Source organism: Algoriphagus pacificus, assembly GCF_017254845.1.
In the GTDB taxonomy this organism is placed as follows: Bacteria; Bacteroidota; Bacteroidia; order Cytophagales; family Cyclobacteriaceae; genus Algoriphagus; species Algoriphagus pacificus.
The window spans coordinates 588,926-605,264 of the sequence record NZ_JAFKCU010000003.1; the positions used below are offsets into that span (position 1 = coordinate 588,926).

General features: G+C 38.9%; 11 protein-coding genes. 4 read left to right on the forward strand and 7 right to left on the reverse strand.

The features are described 5' to 3' along the window. Window positions 1-38 precede the first annotated feature (38 nt). Window positions 39-884, reverse strand: coding sequence for an SDR family oxidoreductase (locus J0A69_RS15060; protein ID WP_206587432.1), 846 nt, complete (start codon window positions 882-884; stop codon window positions 39-41). Window positions 885-1,243: 359 nt separating this feature from the next. Here J0A69_RS15060 and J0A69_RS15065 point away from each other — a divergent pair, with 359 nt between their 5' ends. Together J0A69_RS15065 and J0A69_RS15070 are read left to right on the forward strand one after the other, a co-directional pair. Then, window positions 1,244-2,761 carry a sensor histidine kinase gene (locus tag J0A69_RS15065; RefSeq protein ID WP_206587433.1) on the forward strand — a complete coding sequence of 506 codons (1,518 nt, stop codon included), beginning with the start codon at window positions 1,244-1,246 and terminating at the stop codon, window positions 2,759-2,761. Then, a complete protein-coding gene (locus tag J0A69_RS15070; protein ID WP_206587434.1) occupies window positions 2,761-3,492 on the forward strand; it encodes a LytR/AlgR family response regulator transcription factor in 732 nt (243 codons plus the stop codon). The genes J0A69_RS15065 and J0A69_RS15070 overlap by 1 nt, the downstream gene beginning before the upstream one ends. A 131-nt stretch (window positions 3,493-3,623) precedes the next feature. On the opposite strand, the gene J0A69_RS15075 is transcribed toward J0A69_RS15070, so the two are convergent. Next, the gene (locus J0A69_RS15075; RefSeq protein ID WP_206587435.1) at window positions 3,624-5,672 is read right to left on the reverse strand and encodes a glutamine--tRNA ligase/YqeY domain fusion protein; all 2,049 of its coding nucleotides are present in this window, start codon (window positions 5,670-5,672) and stop codon (window positions 3,624-3,626) included. 204 nt (window positions 5,673-5,876) lie between these two features. On the opposite strand from J0A69_RS15075, the gene J0A69_RS15080 reads away from it, so the two are divergent. Further along, window positions 5,877-7,397: a GH3 family domain-containing protein gene (locus J0A69_RS15080; RefSeq protein WP_206587436.1), complete on the forward strand. Its 1,521-nt coding sequence runs from the start codon at window positions 5,877-5,879 to the stop codon at window positions 7,395-7,397. On the opposite strand, the gene J0A69_RS15085 is transcribed toward J0A69_RS15080, so the two are convergent. Further along, complete coding sequence (locus J0A69_RS15085; protein ID WP_206587437.1) at window positions 7,381-8,046, reverse strand: M48 family metalloprotease; 666 nt, start codon at window positions 8,044-8,046, stop codon at window positions 7,381-7,383. The genes J0A69_RS15080 and J0A69_RS15085 overlap by 17 nt on opposite strands. 206 nt (window positions 8,047-8,252) lie before the next feature. Next, window positions 8,253-9,209 carry a succinylglutamate desuccinylase/aspartoacylase family protein gene (locus tag J0A69_RS15090; RefSeq protein ID WP_206587438.1) on the reverse strand — a complete coding sequence of 319 codons (957 nt, stop codon included), beginning with the start codon at window positions 9,207-9,209 and terminating at the stop codon, window positions 8,253-8,255. Between the two features lie 320 nt (window positions 9,210-9,529). Here J0A69_RS15090 and J0A69_RS15095 point away from each other — a divergent pair, with 320 nt between their 5' ends. Then, window positions 9,530-11,092 carry a M28 family peptidase gene (locus J0A69_RS15095; RefSeq protein ID WP_206587439.1) on the forward strand — a complete coding sequence of 521 codons (1,563 nt, stop codon included), beginning with the start codon at window positions 9,530-9,532 and terminating at the stop codon, window positions 11,090-11,092. Between the two features lie 66 nt (window positions 11,093-11,158). Here the strand turns inward: J0A69_RS15095 and J0A69_RS15100 are convergent, their stop codons facing one another. The 3 genes from J0A69_RS15100 to J0A69_RS15110 all read right to left on the reverse strand — a co-directional run bounded on the left by J0A69_RS15100 (window position 11,159) and on the right by J0A69_RS15110 (window position 16,276). Next, window positions 11,159-11,914 (reverse strand): sulfite exporter TauE/SafE family protein, encoded by a 756-nt coding sequence (locus J0A69_RS15100; protein ID WP_206587440.1) that lies wholly within the window; start codon window positions 11,912-11,914, stop codon window positions 11,159-11,161. A 126-nt stretch (window positions 11,915-12,040) separates the two neighbouring features. Beyond that, window positions 12,041-13,489, reverse strand: coding sequence for a hypothetical protein (locus J0A69_RS15105; protein ID WP_206587441.1), 1,449 nt, complete (start codon window positions 13,487-13,489; stop codon window positions 12,041-12,043). Between the two features lie 123 nt (window positions 13,490-13,612). After that, a complete protein-coding gene (locus J0A69_RS15110; protein WP_206587442.1) occupies window positions 13,613-16,276 on the reverse strand; it encodes a WD40/YVTN/BNR-like repeat-containing protein in 2,664 nt (887 codons plus the stop codon). Window positions 16,277-16,339: the final 63 nt, after the last annotated feature.

Below are 16,339 nucleotides of genomic sequence, written 5' to 3' on the forward strand. Positions count from 1 at the left end.
TAGTTAAAAAACGATACTTAAAGCTTAATCTATAATTTCTAGGACCAAAAAATCAAACTCTTTTTTAGCTTCCTCATTTTCTTAAGTGGATGATTTCGAATAAACCTTCTCAGTAACCAAGGGGAGAAACGGTTTAGCCAAAGTGTAAAGCCTTCAGTTCCTCCCACGTAAAATTCCTCTTTGTGATTTTGAATTGCCTGGATGATTTTCTTGACAGCTTTTTCTACCGGATAAGCATTTTTAAATGCCGTTTCCACTTTTCCATAATTTTCCCCTTTTCCCAAAACTGCATGAGCGGTAATGTCTGTCTGTATTATCCCGGGAATAACTATAGAAATGAATATTCCAGATTCTACAGATTCACTTCTCAAAGATTCAAAAAAGCCATGCAATGCATGTTTTGGAGCTGAATAAGCCCCCAACTTTGGAACTCCATACTTCCCCGAAAGACTACTGATCACTACTATATGTCCGGATTTTTGGGCTTCAAAATAGGGGAGCAGACCTTTGGTCAGTGCTACTGGACCGAAATAGTTGATATTCATCAGCTTCTGGTCAATATCAATCTCAGTATTTTTTACAAAATCCCGAATTGCTATTCCTGCATTATTTACCAGAATGTCGATTCTACCCATAAAATCAATTGCTAACTGAACTTTTGAAGGCAGTTCTGAGACATTTTCCAAGTCTAGCGGAAGTACTAATGCTGAACCAGGATTCCTTGGAAGTTGGGCATTTACTCGTCTTAACTTTCCTTCATTTCTTGCCGAAATAATCAGCAAGGCTCCAAGCTTTGAAAACTGATAGCACATTTCCTCACCAATCCCAGAGGATGCTCCTGTGATCCAGATTACTTTCCCCTGAAAATTCGAAGTTGAAGACATTTCAAAAATTAATTAATCAAATTATTGATTTTCAACTAAATATCGGAAATTCTTTAAAAACCTATACAAATCCAGCCTTCCCTGAATACATTTTTGCCGGATATACATTCACTTCTCCCAAAGCTACATTGATCGAAACTTGTTAAAGAAGGTAATGCCAGATTTGAAGAAAAATAAACGCTCAAATTATGGAAAATACCCTCTTTTATAACAGCACCTAGGTTTTGGTTTCCCTTTCCAATCCAACAATCCATTTATGGGAAGGAAATACTTCTCAAATCCGAATTAAAATAAAAGCCATATTTTCACATTAGGACAGTTTCCAAGGAACTGCCTATGTGGATAAAAACTATCCAAAAATGAAAAAATTAATCTTTAGCATATACTTATTGCTGCTGGCGTTCAACCTGCAAGCACAATTACATTTTGTAGAAAAAGGAAATCTAAAAGTTGGAATTCGAGTCTATAAAGACCAAACAGAATATCCAATTGATAGTCTCTGTGATGGATTTGAACCAGAAACCAACCTTCCAATCAATTTGATTATTCCCGAAGGAAGTTCAGTAGGTTTCAACACTGATTCCATTCAATCTACAGATATCGCCTTGGTCCTTAACAATAAGGTTCAATACATCAATCGTCCTAAATCAAAAATGAATGGGTTTAGTATGAGTTCCTCGCCAGGATCAGAACAAAGCTATAAGTTCATAGATGAAAGGGTGGGAGATACCCTGACAATTTCCTGGAAGGTTGGATATGCTACATTGGAACTTTCTGATCTATATCCAGCGGAATATTTCAGCAATTTTGTTGCATACCAGTTTCAAAACATCTTTGAATCTTACCCCGATTCTTCACAATACAACTGGGCAGGTGTGGAATATATCCATGAACTTAATGAGCGTGGAATACCCGTTGATCCAGAATTCCCCTATGAGGATAATGGGCTCTATTTTGTAATTGATCAATTGACAGAAGATGCAAAAGTTCAGTTAATTGGTTTTCACCAAGAACCACAAGTATATGATCCGGAAAACCCATTTTCCTTATTTCTCTACGAAGATCTACCTGCTGGAAATTATACTTTTTACGTCCAACCTTTTGAAGGTGCCCCAGAAGAAATTTCACTTCGTTATTCCTTCACTATTCTAAAACCCTGGTGGCTTGAAACTCCTGCCATTATTGGGGGCACTTTAATATTTGCGATTCTTTTGGGGAGTATATTTTTCATTGGATATAGAAATAGGCAAAAAAAGCAGCAACAGCAACTTGAATGGTCAAAGCAATTGTCTGAAGCTGAACTAAAAGCAATCCGCGCACAATTGAATCCTCATTTCCTTTTCAACGCGTTGAATTCTATTCAAAACTTAGTAAGTCAACAAAAAAACGATACAGCCAACACGTACATCTCAAAACTATCTAAACTTCTTCGGAAAGTTTTGGCCTCCTCAGATAGTCAATTTCATGAGCTAGAAGAAGAGTTAGACTTGATCAAGGTTTATTTGGAACTCGAACAATTACGGTTTTCATTTTCTAGCCATATCAATGTTGCAGAGAATGTCTCAAAAAGCGCTTTGGTTCCAGTCATGTTGCTCCAGCCCTATGTTGAAAATGCCGTAAAACACGGTGTATCTGCCTTGGGAAAGGCAGGGATTATCCAAATTGAAATCAAGCAATCAAATAATACATTGGAAATTGATATTTTAGACAATGGTCCGGGGCTTTCGAAACCCAATTCAGATTCGACAGGATTGATTCTTGGAGAGGAAAGAATGCATTATTTGAATAAGCTATATGATGGTGATGCTTCCGTTGAATTAAGGAACAGAACAGATAGCAATGGAGTCCTAGTAAAGATCAAACTTCCTTTAGAATAATGAAGTATCAAGCACTTATAATAGATGATGAGGCAGGTAATCGCGAACTTTTGACCAGCTTGCTTCAAAAGCATTGCCCAATGATCGACGGCATCGAAGAAGCTGCATCATCCTCTGAAGCACTGGGAAAGCTCAAAAAAGTCAAGCCTGATGTGGTCTTTTTGGACATTGAAATGCCAGGAGGAAATGGTTTTGACTTTTTGAATGAGCTGGATGAAATTGATTTTAAAATCATCTTCGTCACTGCCTACGATGCCTATGCTTTAAAAGCCATCAAATACAGTGCTTTGGATTATATTTTGAAACCGGTGGACCCCAAAGAGCTTGTCACTGCTGTTCAAAAACTGGATGAAACATACAAGCAAAAAGAAAAACTAGATCTTTTGAATTTTAACATGACAAATGAGGAAGATCGAAGAATAGCTCTTGCCACCCAAGATGAAATTATCTTCGCAAGAGTGAATGAGATCGTCCGTTTGCAGGCTGAGGCAAACTATACTAAGGTCTTTTTGGAACATGATCCACCGGTTTTACTTTCTGGGAATTTGGGATTCTTTGAAAAACTGTTGAAGGATCAACGATTTTTCCGAACCCACCAATCTCATTTGGTTAATATGAAACATGTCAAAAAATATGTGAAAACTGAAGGAGGATATTTCCTGATGGATGATCTTAGCCAAGTTCCGATTGCCCGGATGAAGCGGGAGGAAATGAAACATCTGTTTTCTTGAGAAGAAACAAGGATCTAAAATATCTGTCTTCAAGTACACCTAAAAGAAAAACGCTCGCTGGAATAAACTAACGAGCGTTTTTTTACTATTTAAAATCGAATATTGATTACTGATTTACAGTTTGTTAATCATTAATTTATTGCCTTTGCTTCTTCTACCAACTGCTCATTTTCATCTGTTAAGGCATTAGAGATAAAAGCATCAATTTCAGCATTTCTTTCTTGACCTTTATTCAATAAGACACCCAAGGCAATCATAACACCAATTCGAGTTCCGACTTTCTTAGCTGCAGTATTAAACAAAGGTTCCAATTCCTCATAGGTAACCTCTTCCGCGAGCTTGGCAATATCAGCTTTAGCAGCAGCCAGTTTATCACCTGATAGGTTGGTGTATTTCTTCGCTATCTTTTGAATTTCATTAATAGCACTTCTTTGACCTTGCTGATTATTTGCAACGGGCTTGTCTTGTTTTGCTGGCTGATTTGCTTGAGTCGCAGGAGTAGGAGCTTGTTTTGCCCATGAGTCTCTCAAGCCAACTGTTTTATTGAAAACCAGTTGATCAGCCGTTGAATCCTTGTCCAAAGTGAAATAACCTAATCTTTGGAATTGGTACTTATCATCCAAGGTTGCTTCTTTTAAAAAAGGCTCCAAATAAGCTTCTTTGATCACTTTCAAAGATTCCGGATTAACGAATTCCATAAAGTTTTTGTCCTCATGGCTATCCGGTGCTTCGTCCAAGAAAAGACGATCATATTCACGGACTTCAGCTGTAATCGCATGTTGGATAGAAACCCAATGAAGCGTTCCTTTTACTTTCCTCATACTAGCTTCTGTGCCACTTCCAGATCTGGAATCCAAATCTGCTGTACAATGAATCTCAGTAATGTTACCATCTTGATCCTTTACAACAGAATCTCCTTTGATAATGTAAGCACTTTTCAGACGAACTTCATTTCCCAATGTCAAGCGGAAAAACTTACTTCCTGCTTCTTCTTTGAAATCCTCACGCTCAATGTATAACTCTCTAGAAAACGGTACCTCATGGGTTCCTGAATTAGGATCCTCAGGGTTGTTTTCTGCAGTTAGCATTTCAGTTTTTCCTTCAGGATAATTGGTAATTACCAACTTCACAGGATCTAGAACGGCCATCACTCGTGTAGCCGTTTTATTTAAGTCTTCTCGAATACAATATTCCAATAAGGAAACATCAGTGACAGAATCTCGCTTGGAAATTCCGGATAATTCACTGAAATGACGAATAGATTCAGGGGTATAACCTCTTCTTCTCAAGCCAGAAATAGTAGGCATTCGTGGATCATCCCAACCCGAAACAGTCTTTGTTTGAACGAGTTCGAGCAATTTCCGCTTACTCATCACGGTGTAGCTCAGATTCCTTCTGGCAAATTCACGCTGCTTGGGTCTCAACAAGGCTGGGTCATAGATTTGATCCAAAAACCAATCATACAATTCCCGGTGCATTTTGAATTCCAGTGTACAAAGTGAATGTGAAACCTGCTCAATGTAATCTGACTCTCCATGTGCCCAATCGTACATAGGATAGATGCACCAATCAGTTCCTGTTCGGTGATGAGCCTTACGCACAATTCTATACAATAGCGGATCACGCATCAACATATTAGGTGAAGCCATATCGATTTTGGCACGAAGCACATAGGTTCCTTGCTCAAACTCTCCAGCTTTCATCCGCTCAAACAAATCAAGATTCTCTTCTACGGAACGATCGCGATAGGGGCTAGCCACTCCAGGAGTAGTTGGTGTCCCTTTTTGCTCTGCCATCGCTTCAGCAGACTGCTGATCCACATAAGCCTTTCCTTCTTTGATCAATTGTATCGCCCAATCATACATCTGCTGGAAATAGTCAGAGGAATAACATTCCTGTGCCCATTGGAAACCCAGCCACTGCACATCATATTTGATGGCATCCACATATTCCTGCTCTTCTTTACTTGGATTGGTATCATCAAAACGAAGGTTGACGGGAGCATTGTGCTTCTCACCCAGTCCAAAATTCAGACAGATGGAAGCTGCATGGCCGATGTGCAAATAACCATTTGGCTCAGGAGGAAATCTGAACCGAAGTTTTTTCGGATCAAAGCCTGCGGCCAAATCGTCTGCAATGATTTGTTCAATAAAATTAAGTGATGCGGATTCTTCAGTCATAAATCAAAATTGAAAATCAAAATTAAGTCAATTGGATGTATTTGCAACTGAAATATCAAAGAAGTAGGCAGGATACATTGAGCAGTGTTCAGTTATCAGAAATCTTAAAATCCGAAATCTGATTTTGCACATCCTAAATCGAATATCTAAAATCCTATTTTTAGAAGGCATGCCCTTTGATTCCTTTACAGGAAAAATCAATGTATGGCCATCATCGGGAAACTCATAAAAGCAGGAATTGACCTTTCTGCAAAACTTCAATCAACGGAGGAAAATCCTCAGGAATTACAGGAAAATCAACTTCGGGAATTACTAAGCAAAGCAAAGGATACTGCATTTGGAAAGTACCATGGCTTCGAAGAAATTTTGAATTCAGATGACCTAGTCAAAAACTTCCAAAAAGAAGTTCCAATATTCAAGTATGAGCAGATGCATGCCCAATGGTGGTCAAAACAAGAGCGTTTCCCGGATATTACTTGGCCTGGTAAACCTGATTTTTTTGCTAGAAGCAGTGGCACAACCGGCAAAAGCAGCAAGCGAATTCCTATTACCAAAGAGTTTTTAGCTACCATGAAATCGGTTGGTACTTCCCAACTAAACGCATTGCATGAGTTTGACTTTCCTGAAACATTATTCGAATCAGAAATTTTAATGCTAAGCAGTTCTGCCAATCTGGAAAAAAATAATCAGGGTTTTGAAGAAGGAGAAATCTCAGGGATCAATGTGAGTAATTTCCCCGATTGGTACGACATTTTCTACAGACCGGGAAAAGAGATTGCGGCTATTTCTGACTGGGATGAGCGAGTAGATGCGATAGCAGAGCAAGCGCCGGAGTGGAATATCGGCGCCATAGCAGGAATTCCTTCTTGGGTCTTGTTGATGTTGAAACGCATCATTGAAAAACACCAGCTGAAGCATATTCATGAAATATGGCCTAATTTTCAGGTTTATGCTTCTGGTGGGGTTGCATTCGAAACTTACCGGGAGGATTTTGATGCTATTTGCGGAAAACCCATCACCGTTTTGGATACTTATTTGGCTTCGGAAGGATTCATCGCATACACTGCTATGCCAGGCACGATGAATATGAAATTAGCGCTAAATCATGGTTACTTTTTTGAATTTATTCCATTTGATAAGCGTGGAGTAGATGAGACAGGCGAACTGCTGAGCGATCCCTTGGTTTTAGGAATCGGGGAGGTGGAAACTGGACAGGAATATGTGCTTTTATTGAGCTCTTGTGCCGGTGCTTGGCGCTATGTTATCGGTGATGTTATACGCTTCGAAAGTATGGATCCTCCACAGATCAAAATTACAGGTAGAACCAAATTTTTCCTAAATGTGGTAGGCTCTCAATTGTCAGAGGAAAAGATGGATAAAGCAATTTTAGAACTGGCAGAAAAGCATGATTCTACCTTCAATGAGTATATGGTCGCCGCCATCAAAAATGAAGCTGGAGAATACATTCATCAATGGATTTTGGTAAGCGAAATTCAGGCAAATGGTCTAGCGGAAGAGTTAGACGAATTGCTAAAAGCTGCCAACAAAAATTATGGAGTTGCTAGATCTAAAGCTCTGAAAGACATTCAAGTACAAGTGATTTCGAAAGAACAATACACTGATTTTCTAGGCACGACCAATAAAAAAGGAGGTCAAACAAAGACCCCCAAAGTGATGAAAGAAGAAAAAATGAAAAGCCTTTTAGAGTTTATAGCTCAAGCTTAGGAAGTGCCTGTTTTCTTTCCTCGGGGCAAAGTTCTGCGCCACTGATCGACATGTAATATTTCTTGATTTGATTTTGGTAGTTAGGGGAAATAAAATCATTTTCAAGAATGTACTTTTTAGCTGCAATGATTTCTGGTTTGAAACCATGACGGATGGCTATACTATCTGCTTCATGTTCTCTTTCTCGCTTGAATTTATCCGATATCAAGTATTTGATTCCGAATCCAATCATTCCCAGATTTGAGTGTTTTTCATAGTCAACAATGTGACCTAATTCATGGGCAAACCAACCCTTTAAAACATCATAGGGAAGATCACCTACATCCAAATCACCAGAGTCCATAACCTTCTCCGCGACATTCAAGCGATAGCCGCGTTTTTTTCCAAAAACCTGGCTTAGATCGATGACTGGACGAGCTTCCATCGTTGAAGAACCAAGCTCTTTTTGGATTACCTCAAAGCTATATCTATGCAAAGAAGTATAGTGCTGCCAAACGTCCAGAAAGGCATTTTGCATTTTCTGATTGATTCCAGGAGAGAAGAAAGGAGAGTTATCTTTTGAGCGAATGGCTTTGTCCTCAAAGGCGAAAAGAGCTACAAATCCAGCCAATACCAAAGCACCCGCAATTATTTTATTTCTGTGTTGCATCAGGGTAAAAGTTGCAAAGAACATACCACAGTTATGGTACTATTCGTACAGGAAAGATTTAATATCTAAGGTTTGATATTAGATACAATCTGCATCCAAAAATGTTTTAAACCCAATAGTCAAAAGAGCCTCATTTTATTCTAAACAATTGAAAGAATTGTAAATGAAGATGCTGATACTGAAATGGGTTTACTTCATTTTGAAAATCAAATAGAGACACCAATTGCTGCCAATGGATCATTTTCCATGATAGCCAGTGAAGTAACTAAATACAGCACAATACCATCTGCATCCGCGAAGTATTCTGCTTTAACCTTGCCAAAAAAATCCCTGATCTCACCCAGTTTCTCACCTTTAATTACTCTTTGCTCCAGGTGAACAGCAGGATACCAGCAACCTTCGGCGGTAGCCGTAGTAACCAACATTTTATCCAAAAACTCTACGTTTGAATGTTGAACTTCTCCTGGAATGACCTCAAAAGATCGAAGTACATTCAGTACTGCTGCTTTGTATTGATCAACTTCTGCGAAACTCCAGCGTCCGCATTGTCCCAATTCTGCCAAGAATCCTGGAGTTCCAGCTTTGGCAGCAGCTCCAATCGAGCCATTTTCAGAAACTGAACCTACCACATAAGGAAAACCCAAAAGGGCAGAGGCAAGTCTAGCTTCTTCTGACTTTTCAGGACTACCCAATTTGGAATAAATCACAAAAGGCACCAAGGCCTCGTGAATATCTCCTCCATGCAAATCCAGATAAAAATCTGCTGCTTGCTGGAACTGATGAACCTGATAAGCAATCCGCTCACTGACTGTACCAGTCGCTTTACCAGGAAAAACCCGGTTTAGATTTTTCCCATCATAAGGACCGTAATACTGCATTCTGGCAAGGAATGCTGCCGGATTTACTGGATGGATTATCAGAATAGTGCCTTTTATGGAAGCAGGTTCTAATTCATTAGCAAGCTGAATTGCAGTTTCTATGCAGGGATATTCTCCACCATGAACTCCTCCAGTTATCAAAATTGATTTTCCAGGTTTAACTCCATTTATAAAAGTAAAGGGCATTTCCACGGGAGTTCCTTCAACTGAAATGAAACCAACAGTTTTGGAATTGCTTTTTAACGGGGCATTTTCAGAAAGGAAATTTTGAATTAAGTCGATCATGGGGGTTTTGATTTGAGAAGGAATTTAGGAAAAAATCGAGTGTACTTCAGTTGTCAAACATTTTCATTTTTTAGAATTCACAATTCCATTTTTTAATTGAGGATTTCTTCTTTCGATTTAAGCCATAAGATCTAATCTATTTCAACTTGAAATTGCTAAAACTAATTTGAATCACTCTTTTCAAGAGATACAAACTATCAGTATTTGTCTTATCTTGAAATACAAGGAGTTAAGATTTATTGCCTAATCAAAATCATATGAAACCATCAATTTTTATTCTGTCATTATTAATCCTCTTTTCGTATTGCCAACCGAAGAAAATGGATGATTCGGCACTATTGGAGTTCGCAGAAACTCATGCAAATGCTGATAAAATAAAACATCATATAGCCGTGCTCTCCGACGATAGTTTAAGGGGAAGATTACCAGGAACTCCTGAGTATGAAGTAGCCATGCAATATGTGATAGATCAGTATAATTCCCTGGGCATCAAGCCACTTGGAAACAAGGAGGGAAGTAGTTTTTTGCAACCCATCACCTTTAGGAAATCTATTGTGGATGAAAGTTCTTCTTTCCTAATCCTGAATAATCTGGATACTGCGAAAGTAGGAATCGAATACTTTTTCCTTGGCAACTCTAGTTCGCCTGAGGTAGAATTTGAAGGAGAATTGGTTTTCGCTGGATATGGAATTGATGCCGCACAGTTTGGGTATAATGATTTTGAAAACCTGGACGTAAAGGACAAAATAGTGGTCATTTATAACGGAGGGCCAGATGTCTTACCTGCTACAGAGCGTGCACATTTCAGCAATACCAATACAAAAATCAATACCTTAAGTGAAAAGGGTGCCCAGGGAATCATATTCACAACTTCCCCAGGGGGTAGAGGCAGTTTCAGAGGAAGCTATAATGGTTCCAGAAATGGAATTGTCAGCGTCAAAATGTCTGATGGCGAATATGCAGGTCGCTCCAATTATGGAAACATGAAATTTGGAGGCTATTTCGATTGGGAGTTTATCCGAAAAATCACAGCAAATGAAATTGATCTTATTTTAGAAAAATACCAACAGGGAGAGGTAAGCCAACCCAGCAATTCCATTTCCCTAAAAGGAAAAGTGGTCAATAATTTTTCAGAATTTGAAAGCGCCAATGTTGTTGGCGTTTTAGAAGGAGCTGAGCTAAAAAATGAATACGTTATTCATACGGCTCACTTGGATCATGTAGGAGTTGGAAGACCTGTAAATGGTGACTCGATTTACAATGGTGCACATGATAATGCATCGGGAATTAGTGCTATGCTCGAGATTGCTCGGCTTTATAGTGAATTACCTTCTAAACCTAAGCGCTCGGTCATCTTCGCTGCAGTTACAGCTGAGGAAATGGGCTTATTGGGTTCCTTGTATCTGGCAGAAAATCCAGTAGTTCCTTCAGAAAGTATTGTCGCCAATGTTAATACCGATATGCCAACAATGGTAGGGCCTTTAGTTTCTGTTGAGCCTCTTGGAGCAGAGCAAAGCAGCATTATGAAAATTGTGGAGCGGTCCACGAGTTTGCTTGGATTAAAAATCGATGAGGATCACTTGCCTGAGGAAGTTCGTTTTGTCAGAAGTGATAATTACAGTTTTGTTAAAGCGGGTATACCGGCTTTACGAATGAAATTCGGTATTCAGACTAAAGATTCTCCAACCGGGTTGGATTCAGCAATTAGCCATATGATGAGTGAGATTTACCATAAACCTTCCGACGAACTTGGAGACTCATTTAATTTCGAAGGCGCCAAAACCTATGTGGAACTTCAGTTTTTGAATAGTTATTTCATCAATAACACTGAAGCTAGGCCAACCTGGAATGAGAATTCGTTTTTTAAGCGATTTGAAAGATAGCTGCAAATCAATCAGCCATTACTTTGGTTTATGATTAATTCCTTTTTATAAAGTCTTAGATAGGTTCTATTTAAACAGGATGATAATGGCTCCCAGCGCAGTGAGCACAAGAATCATTTTTCTAAAAAACGATTCATTGATCCTTTTTACAATGTTGATACCGAGGATAAAACCGAGGATAATGCCCGGAATTAATTTCAAATCCAGCAATAGGGTTTCTTTTGATATTGTTTCCCAAACAAAGAAATGAAGTGGTAATTTGAGGAGATTAATAATCAAGAAAAGCCAAGCAGCAGTGCCTATAAAGTGATTTTTGGGCAATCTCATAGCCAAAAAATAAATATTGGAAATTGGACCAGCCAAATTACCTACCATCGTAGTAAATCCTGCCAGTGTTCCTATTCCACTAGCAAAAGCCCAATGAGTAGGAACTGTTTTCTCCTTTTTTTGATCCCACCAAATTATTACGGCTAAGATCAAAAAGATGAGAATAACCATCCCGTATTTAAAGGCTTTCTCAGGAAGATCCATTCCAACCCAACTTCCCAAAATGATCCCCAAAATCATCCAAGGAAGGAATTTTGCTATATAGCTCCATTGTGTATGGCGATTGTAATAGATCACCGCAAAGACATCAGCCACCACCAAAAGCGGTAAAACGATACCTGTGGATTGTTTGGTTTCAAAAGCAATGGCCATAAATGTCACATTGATTATGGCAATTCCTTTGATACCCGCTTTGGACATTCCGATCACGAAAGCTGCTAAAAAACTAAGAATCCATGAAGTGGTACTGATCTCTGAAATACTTGCTAAAAACATGGGTTGGGGTCAAAACAAGCCACTAAACTAGTGCTTATTCCCAAACTTCTAAAAATCAAAAGCAGAGTAGAAGTAATGCAAATCCAATAAACCGATTTTAAAGCATGAAAAGGCCCCTAGTTATTATCAGTCACGACCATATCTTTCCTCAAGATTATTGTTTTCCCTTTCATCTGGATTTGATCGAATATATCTACCATCTACTTGATGGAATCCTGGGATTTTGATCAATCCTCTTTGCATAAATGAGGCTAAATGTTCAACCAAATACCTTCTTCCGGTTTGAAGATGGAACATGATAAATTTTCCTCGAAGTTTTGAATAATCTGCACGCATTAAGGATTCTTGGAATGGTTTATTTATGACTTGTACAAAAACTGTGATAGCACCATCCTCAAGCGCGATCTGATCTGGATATATTTCCAAATTAACCCCTTGAAATGAAAGTTGATTTAAGGATAGGGAATTCCCTAAATTAGATAGGGTTTGATCCAGAAAATCCTGAGCATAGTTTTGAGCAAAATTTGGAATTTTATTATGGATCGTATTATTAATTCCAATTGTCCCCAAGGTTAGAACATCTGCCAACCAAACCAAGAAATCTGCCCACCAAGGTAGATCGATATCTATTTTTACATCCCGAATATTGACTTGCATCTGTAAACTACCAGGCGCATGGTTAAAATAGATAGGTCCTTTCAAAGTTACTTCTGCATCATATTCCTTTTCATCTATCTCAGCATCTAGATAGAACTTATTATCGTCAACAGTTAAATTTAGTTTAGTCACTCTGAGGTCTACATCTTTTATATCCTCAAACCAAGCCCGAAGTTCCTCCTTTGCTTCATCTACCATTGCCTGAACAAGCCCATTGGTAAACTGAGTTATAATTTCAGCTCTCATTGGTACAAAACTACCTCCCAGAGGTGCTGAAACATCAGCTCCAGGCACGTCAACTATCAATCCTATCGCATCTACATTTGCTCCTGACCCCTGCATAAAATGAAGCCCAATTGCCCAATCTGCATGATTAGGTTTTGCCTCGTTATAAAATAAAACTTCCTCCAAACCATCTAATGCAGGTTCAATTAGATCCAATTCGAAATTGTCAAATAACTGGGTAAATTCTGGTGTTTGGATCATTGCCTCAATCTGAGAAGCGGGTAGGGGGCCTTCAATGAAGTCTATCCCTTCATAAGCTAGCGCAATCACGGGAGCTTTATTGGCTTTTGCTTTTAATACCGGAGTGATTTTAAGATGAATCTGAAATGGAATATCAAATAAATCTGGACTCGATGCGGTTGGAGACGACACGTTTAGTTTTACCCTACCACCAAGTTGTAAAGTCGTGAATCGATTTGAGTTGTTGACGACTTTTAACCTGAACTTTACAGGTGCCAATTCTACATTAATATTTGCAGAGATTACCAGTTCATCATTTCCCTCAATCAAGGCAAAATCCTGACTGTTTGAGAGTTGATCAAATAAACCTTGATTTTGTAATCTTTGTAGGAGTTCTTCAAAAACTTTCAGTGAAACTCCAAGGACTAGCTTTCCTTTTGTTATATTATTCATGCTAAAAAAAATAAGTTAGGCAATGAAAATACCCTTTTCTGAATTTTATTCAAAATTTATCTTTTCACTTTTGAGTCTTAACTACCTAAAAATGAACATCTTTTCATTTTTTAAAAATAATACCTAGTATCCATCACGTACCAAATAAGGTGATTTTGCCTCAAGCACCTCAAAGGCTTGTTCCAATGTTTTACCTCCTGTAGAAAGTTTCACGGTATAATTTCCAGTTTGAAGAAACCTTTCATAGTGTACAAAATAAGGAGCATCACTGCTTTGCTTTTTCACTACCAAATCCCATCGAAACTGGTTAAATCCCTTATTTCCCGTCAAATCTGTCTTCCAGACTTCCTGATTTGACTCGTCAAAAATTGAAATCGTAAGCGGTTTAGACTGGTTAAGCCAGAATGAAAAAGTAGCTTTTTCAATCGTACGATAATCAGGTTCGCCTCCAGAAGAATTATACCAAGGTCTAGGCGTTGGATTGATTTCAAAAAAATGATCCTTCTCCATGGATAAGTTTTGCTCAAGCATCTCATAAATGGGCTGAAGGCTTATTTTATAAATGCCTCTACCATGGGTCGCCACTACCAAATCCATAGTTGGTTCATGAAATTCCAAATCAGCCACTGCCGCCGACGGAATATTTTCTCCAAGGAAAGACCAAGTTTTTCCTCTATCAATGGAAATATAAACTCCTCTCATACTCCCCAAATACAATATTTCTTCATTTTTGGGGTCTTCTCGAATAACATTAACTGGTTCATTGGGAAGGTTAGAAACTATACTTTTCCAAGTTTTACCAAAATCCTCTGATACATAAACATAGGCCTTGAGATCATCATAATTGATTCCTGTCATTGCCATATAAACCCTTGAAGTTTTGTGCTGGGAAGGGGAGATGCTCCGAATGTAATTATTGGCAATGCCATTAGAATTTTCCTCCCAGGAAGTTCCTCCATCTTGCGAAACCCAAAAAGCACCGTGGTCAGTACCCGCATATAAAAGCTCTTTCTGAAGAGGAGATTGGGCAATATCTCCCGTGGAAAATGAAATCTTTTCCGGATTGGAAGATTTAGCAAGATTAGGACTTATCGCATCCCAAGTATCCCCACGGTCAGTACTTTTCATCAGATAATTTCCACCATGGTACAAGGTCTTGTGATCATATTTTGACAGGAAATAGGGGGTCATGTAATTAAAAACAAGCGTGTCCTTAATTCTCTCAGGAAGCTTTGGCATGATAGAGACTGCCTCGTCTGTTGATTTATCCAATCGCATCGCATCACCATGCTGTCGACTGTAATAGATAATCGAGGGATCCACTGGGTCAATTTGAGTCACGCAACCATCCCCGCCATCCCAAGGATCAATCCAGACATATTTCCAAGGATCAGGGAAACGCGTGTTTAATTCTTTTGCCGGACCGTAAACCGTGGCATCATCCTGAGTACCTCCATAGATGGTATAATTTGCCTGATCGATAGTGATGTCATAAAATTCTCCCGTGGGAATATTATTGAAATGAACCCAAGTCAATCCTTTGTCATAGCTCACATAAAATCCACCATCATTCCCCAAAGCCAAATGATTAGGGTTGGTGGGATTAATCCATAATTCACATTGATCCAAATGAAGTCCTTGTGCTAAACTTGGTGTCATTCGTGTCACTTCACCTCCAATGAATGAAAAAGTCTTTCCACCATCCTTACTATGTGCCAAACGAACCCCTAAGCAAAATACCTCTTCATCATTCTCAGGATTCACGTAGACATCTGTGAAATACCAACCAATCCCCGGAAATATCTTGAAAGGCTCCTTATGAGTTTTATTCCAGGTTAATCCGCCGTCTTCGGTTTTATATAATTCCGCAGCTTCATTTCGGGCATTATTTAGATTATCGATCAGGGCATAAGCTTTATCAGGATCAGTGTTGGAAACGGTAAGTCCGATTCTGCCGATATTTGGACCACTAGGCAAACCATTGCCCGAATGTTCCCAAGAGGAACCACCGTCGCTACTTCGATACACTCCACTATTCTCACCACTGATTCCCGGATACACTTCCCAAAGCGAGGCATACATTATTTGAGGATTAGTAGGGGAGATCTGCACCTCATTTGCCCCAGTAACATCATTCTTGTATAAAACTTGTTCCCAGCTTTTGCCACCGTTCATAGTTCGGTAAAGTCCCCGATTTTCATTTTTGGTCCATAAATGACCCAAAACAGCTACAAAAACGATATCCGGATTAGTGGGATGAATTTCTATTTCTGCAATAGACCATGAATCCTTTAAACCAATGTATTTCCAAGTTTCACCGGCATCATCTGATCGATACATCCCAGTGCCTGGCAAAGTAAAGTTCCTGGGCTTTTTTAGATTTTCTCCGGTTCCCAAATAAATGATATTGGGATTCGAAGGAGCTAATTCCATATCCCCAATTCCAACGGACGACTGCTCTTCAAAAATGGAATTCCAAGTCACCCCATGATTGGTAGTTTTCCAAACACCTCCCGAACCAAAGCCCACATACATGGTTCCTGGATTCGTTTCGTCCAACTGCACAATATCAGCTCTGGCAGAATTCACAGTTGGTCCCAAAGAAATCCAATCCAGTTTGAATGGGGTTTCTTCCTTCATTTTTCTATATGTTTCAAAGGAAGCTACCAATGGAGATGCTGGCTGCTGGGCTAAAATCCCATTGGAAAAAAGGATTAAAAAAATCAGGCCGCTTAGCTTGGCATTCAGGATCGTCTTTTTACTGCTTAAATAACTAAAATAAAACATAGGGAAATTCTTTAGGGTGTTTGAATTCCAAAATTCATTCTTGAAGGAATATTCACATTTTTT

Excerpts from the sequence above, each read along its gene's own strand:
- J0A69_RS15060 (WP_206587432.1), bottom strand. The coding sequence starts at position 884 with ATGTCTTCAACTTCGAATTTTCAGGGGAAAGTAATCTGGATCACAGGA.
- J0A69_RS15065 (WP_206587433.1), top strand. The coding sequence starts at position 1,244 with ATGAAAAAATTAATCTTTAGCATATACTTATTGCTGCTGGCGTTCAAC.
- J0A69_RS15070 (WP_206587434.1), top strand. The coding sequence starts at position 2,761 with ATGAAGTATCAAGCACTTATAATAGATGATGAGGCAGGTAATCGCGAA.
- J0A69_RS15075 (WP_206587435.1), bottom strand. The coding sequence starts at position 5,672 with ATGACTGAAGAATCCGCATCACTTAATTTTATTGAACAAATCATTGCA.
- J0A69_RS15080 (WP_206587436.1), top strand. The coding sequence starts at position 5,877 with ATGGCCATCATCGGGAAACTCATAAAAGCAGGAATTGACCTTTCTGCA.
- J0A69_RS15085 (WP_206587437.1), bottom strand. The coding sequence starts at position 8,046 with ATGCAACACAGAAATAAAATAATTGCGGGTGCTTTGGTATTGGCTGGA.
- J0A69_RS15090 (WP_206587438.1), bottom strand. The coding sequence starts at position 9,209 with ATGATCGACTTAATTCAAAATTTCCTTTCTGAAAATGCCCCGTTAAAA.
- J0A69_RS15095 (WP_206587439.1), top strand. The coding sequence starts at position 9,530 with ATGGATGATTCGGCACTATTGGAGTTCGCAGAAACTCATGCAAATGCT.
- J0A69_RS15100 (WP_206587440.1), bottom strand. The coding sequence starts at position 11,914 with ATGTTTTTAGCAAGTATTTCAGAGATCAGTACCACTTCATGGATTCTT.
- J0A69_RS15105 (WP_206587441.1), bottom strand. The coding sequence starts at position 13,489 with ATGAATAATATAACAAAAGGAAAGCTAGTCCTTGGAGTTTCACTGAAA.
- J0A69_RS15110 (WP_206587442.1), bottom strand. The coding sequence starts at position 16,276 with ATGTTTTATTTTAGTTATTTAAGCAGTAAAAAGACGATCCTGAATGCC.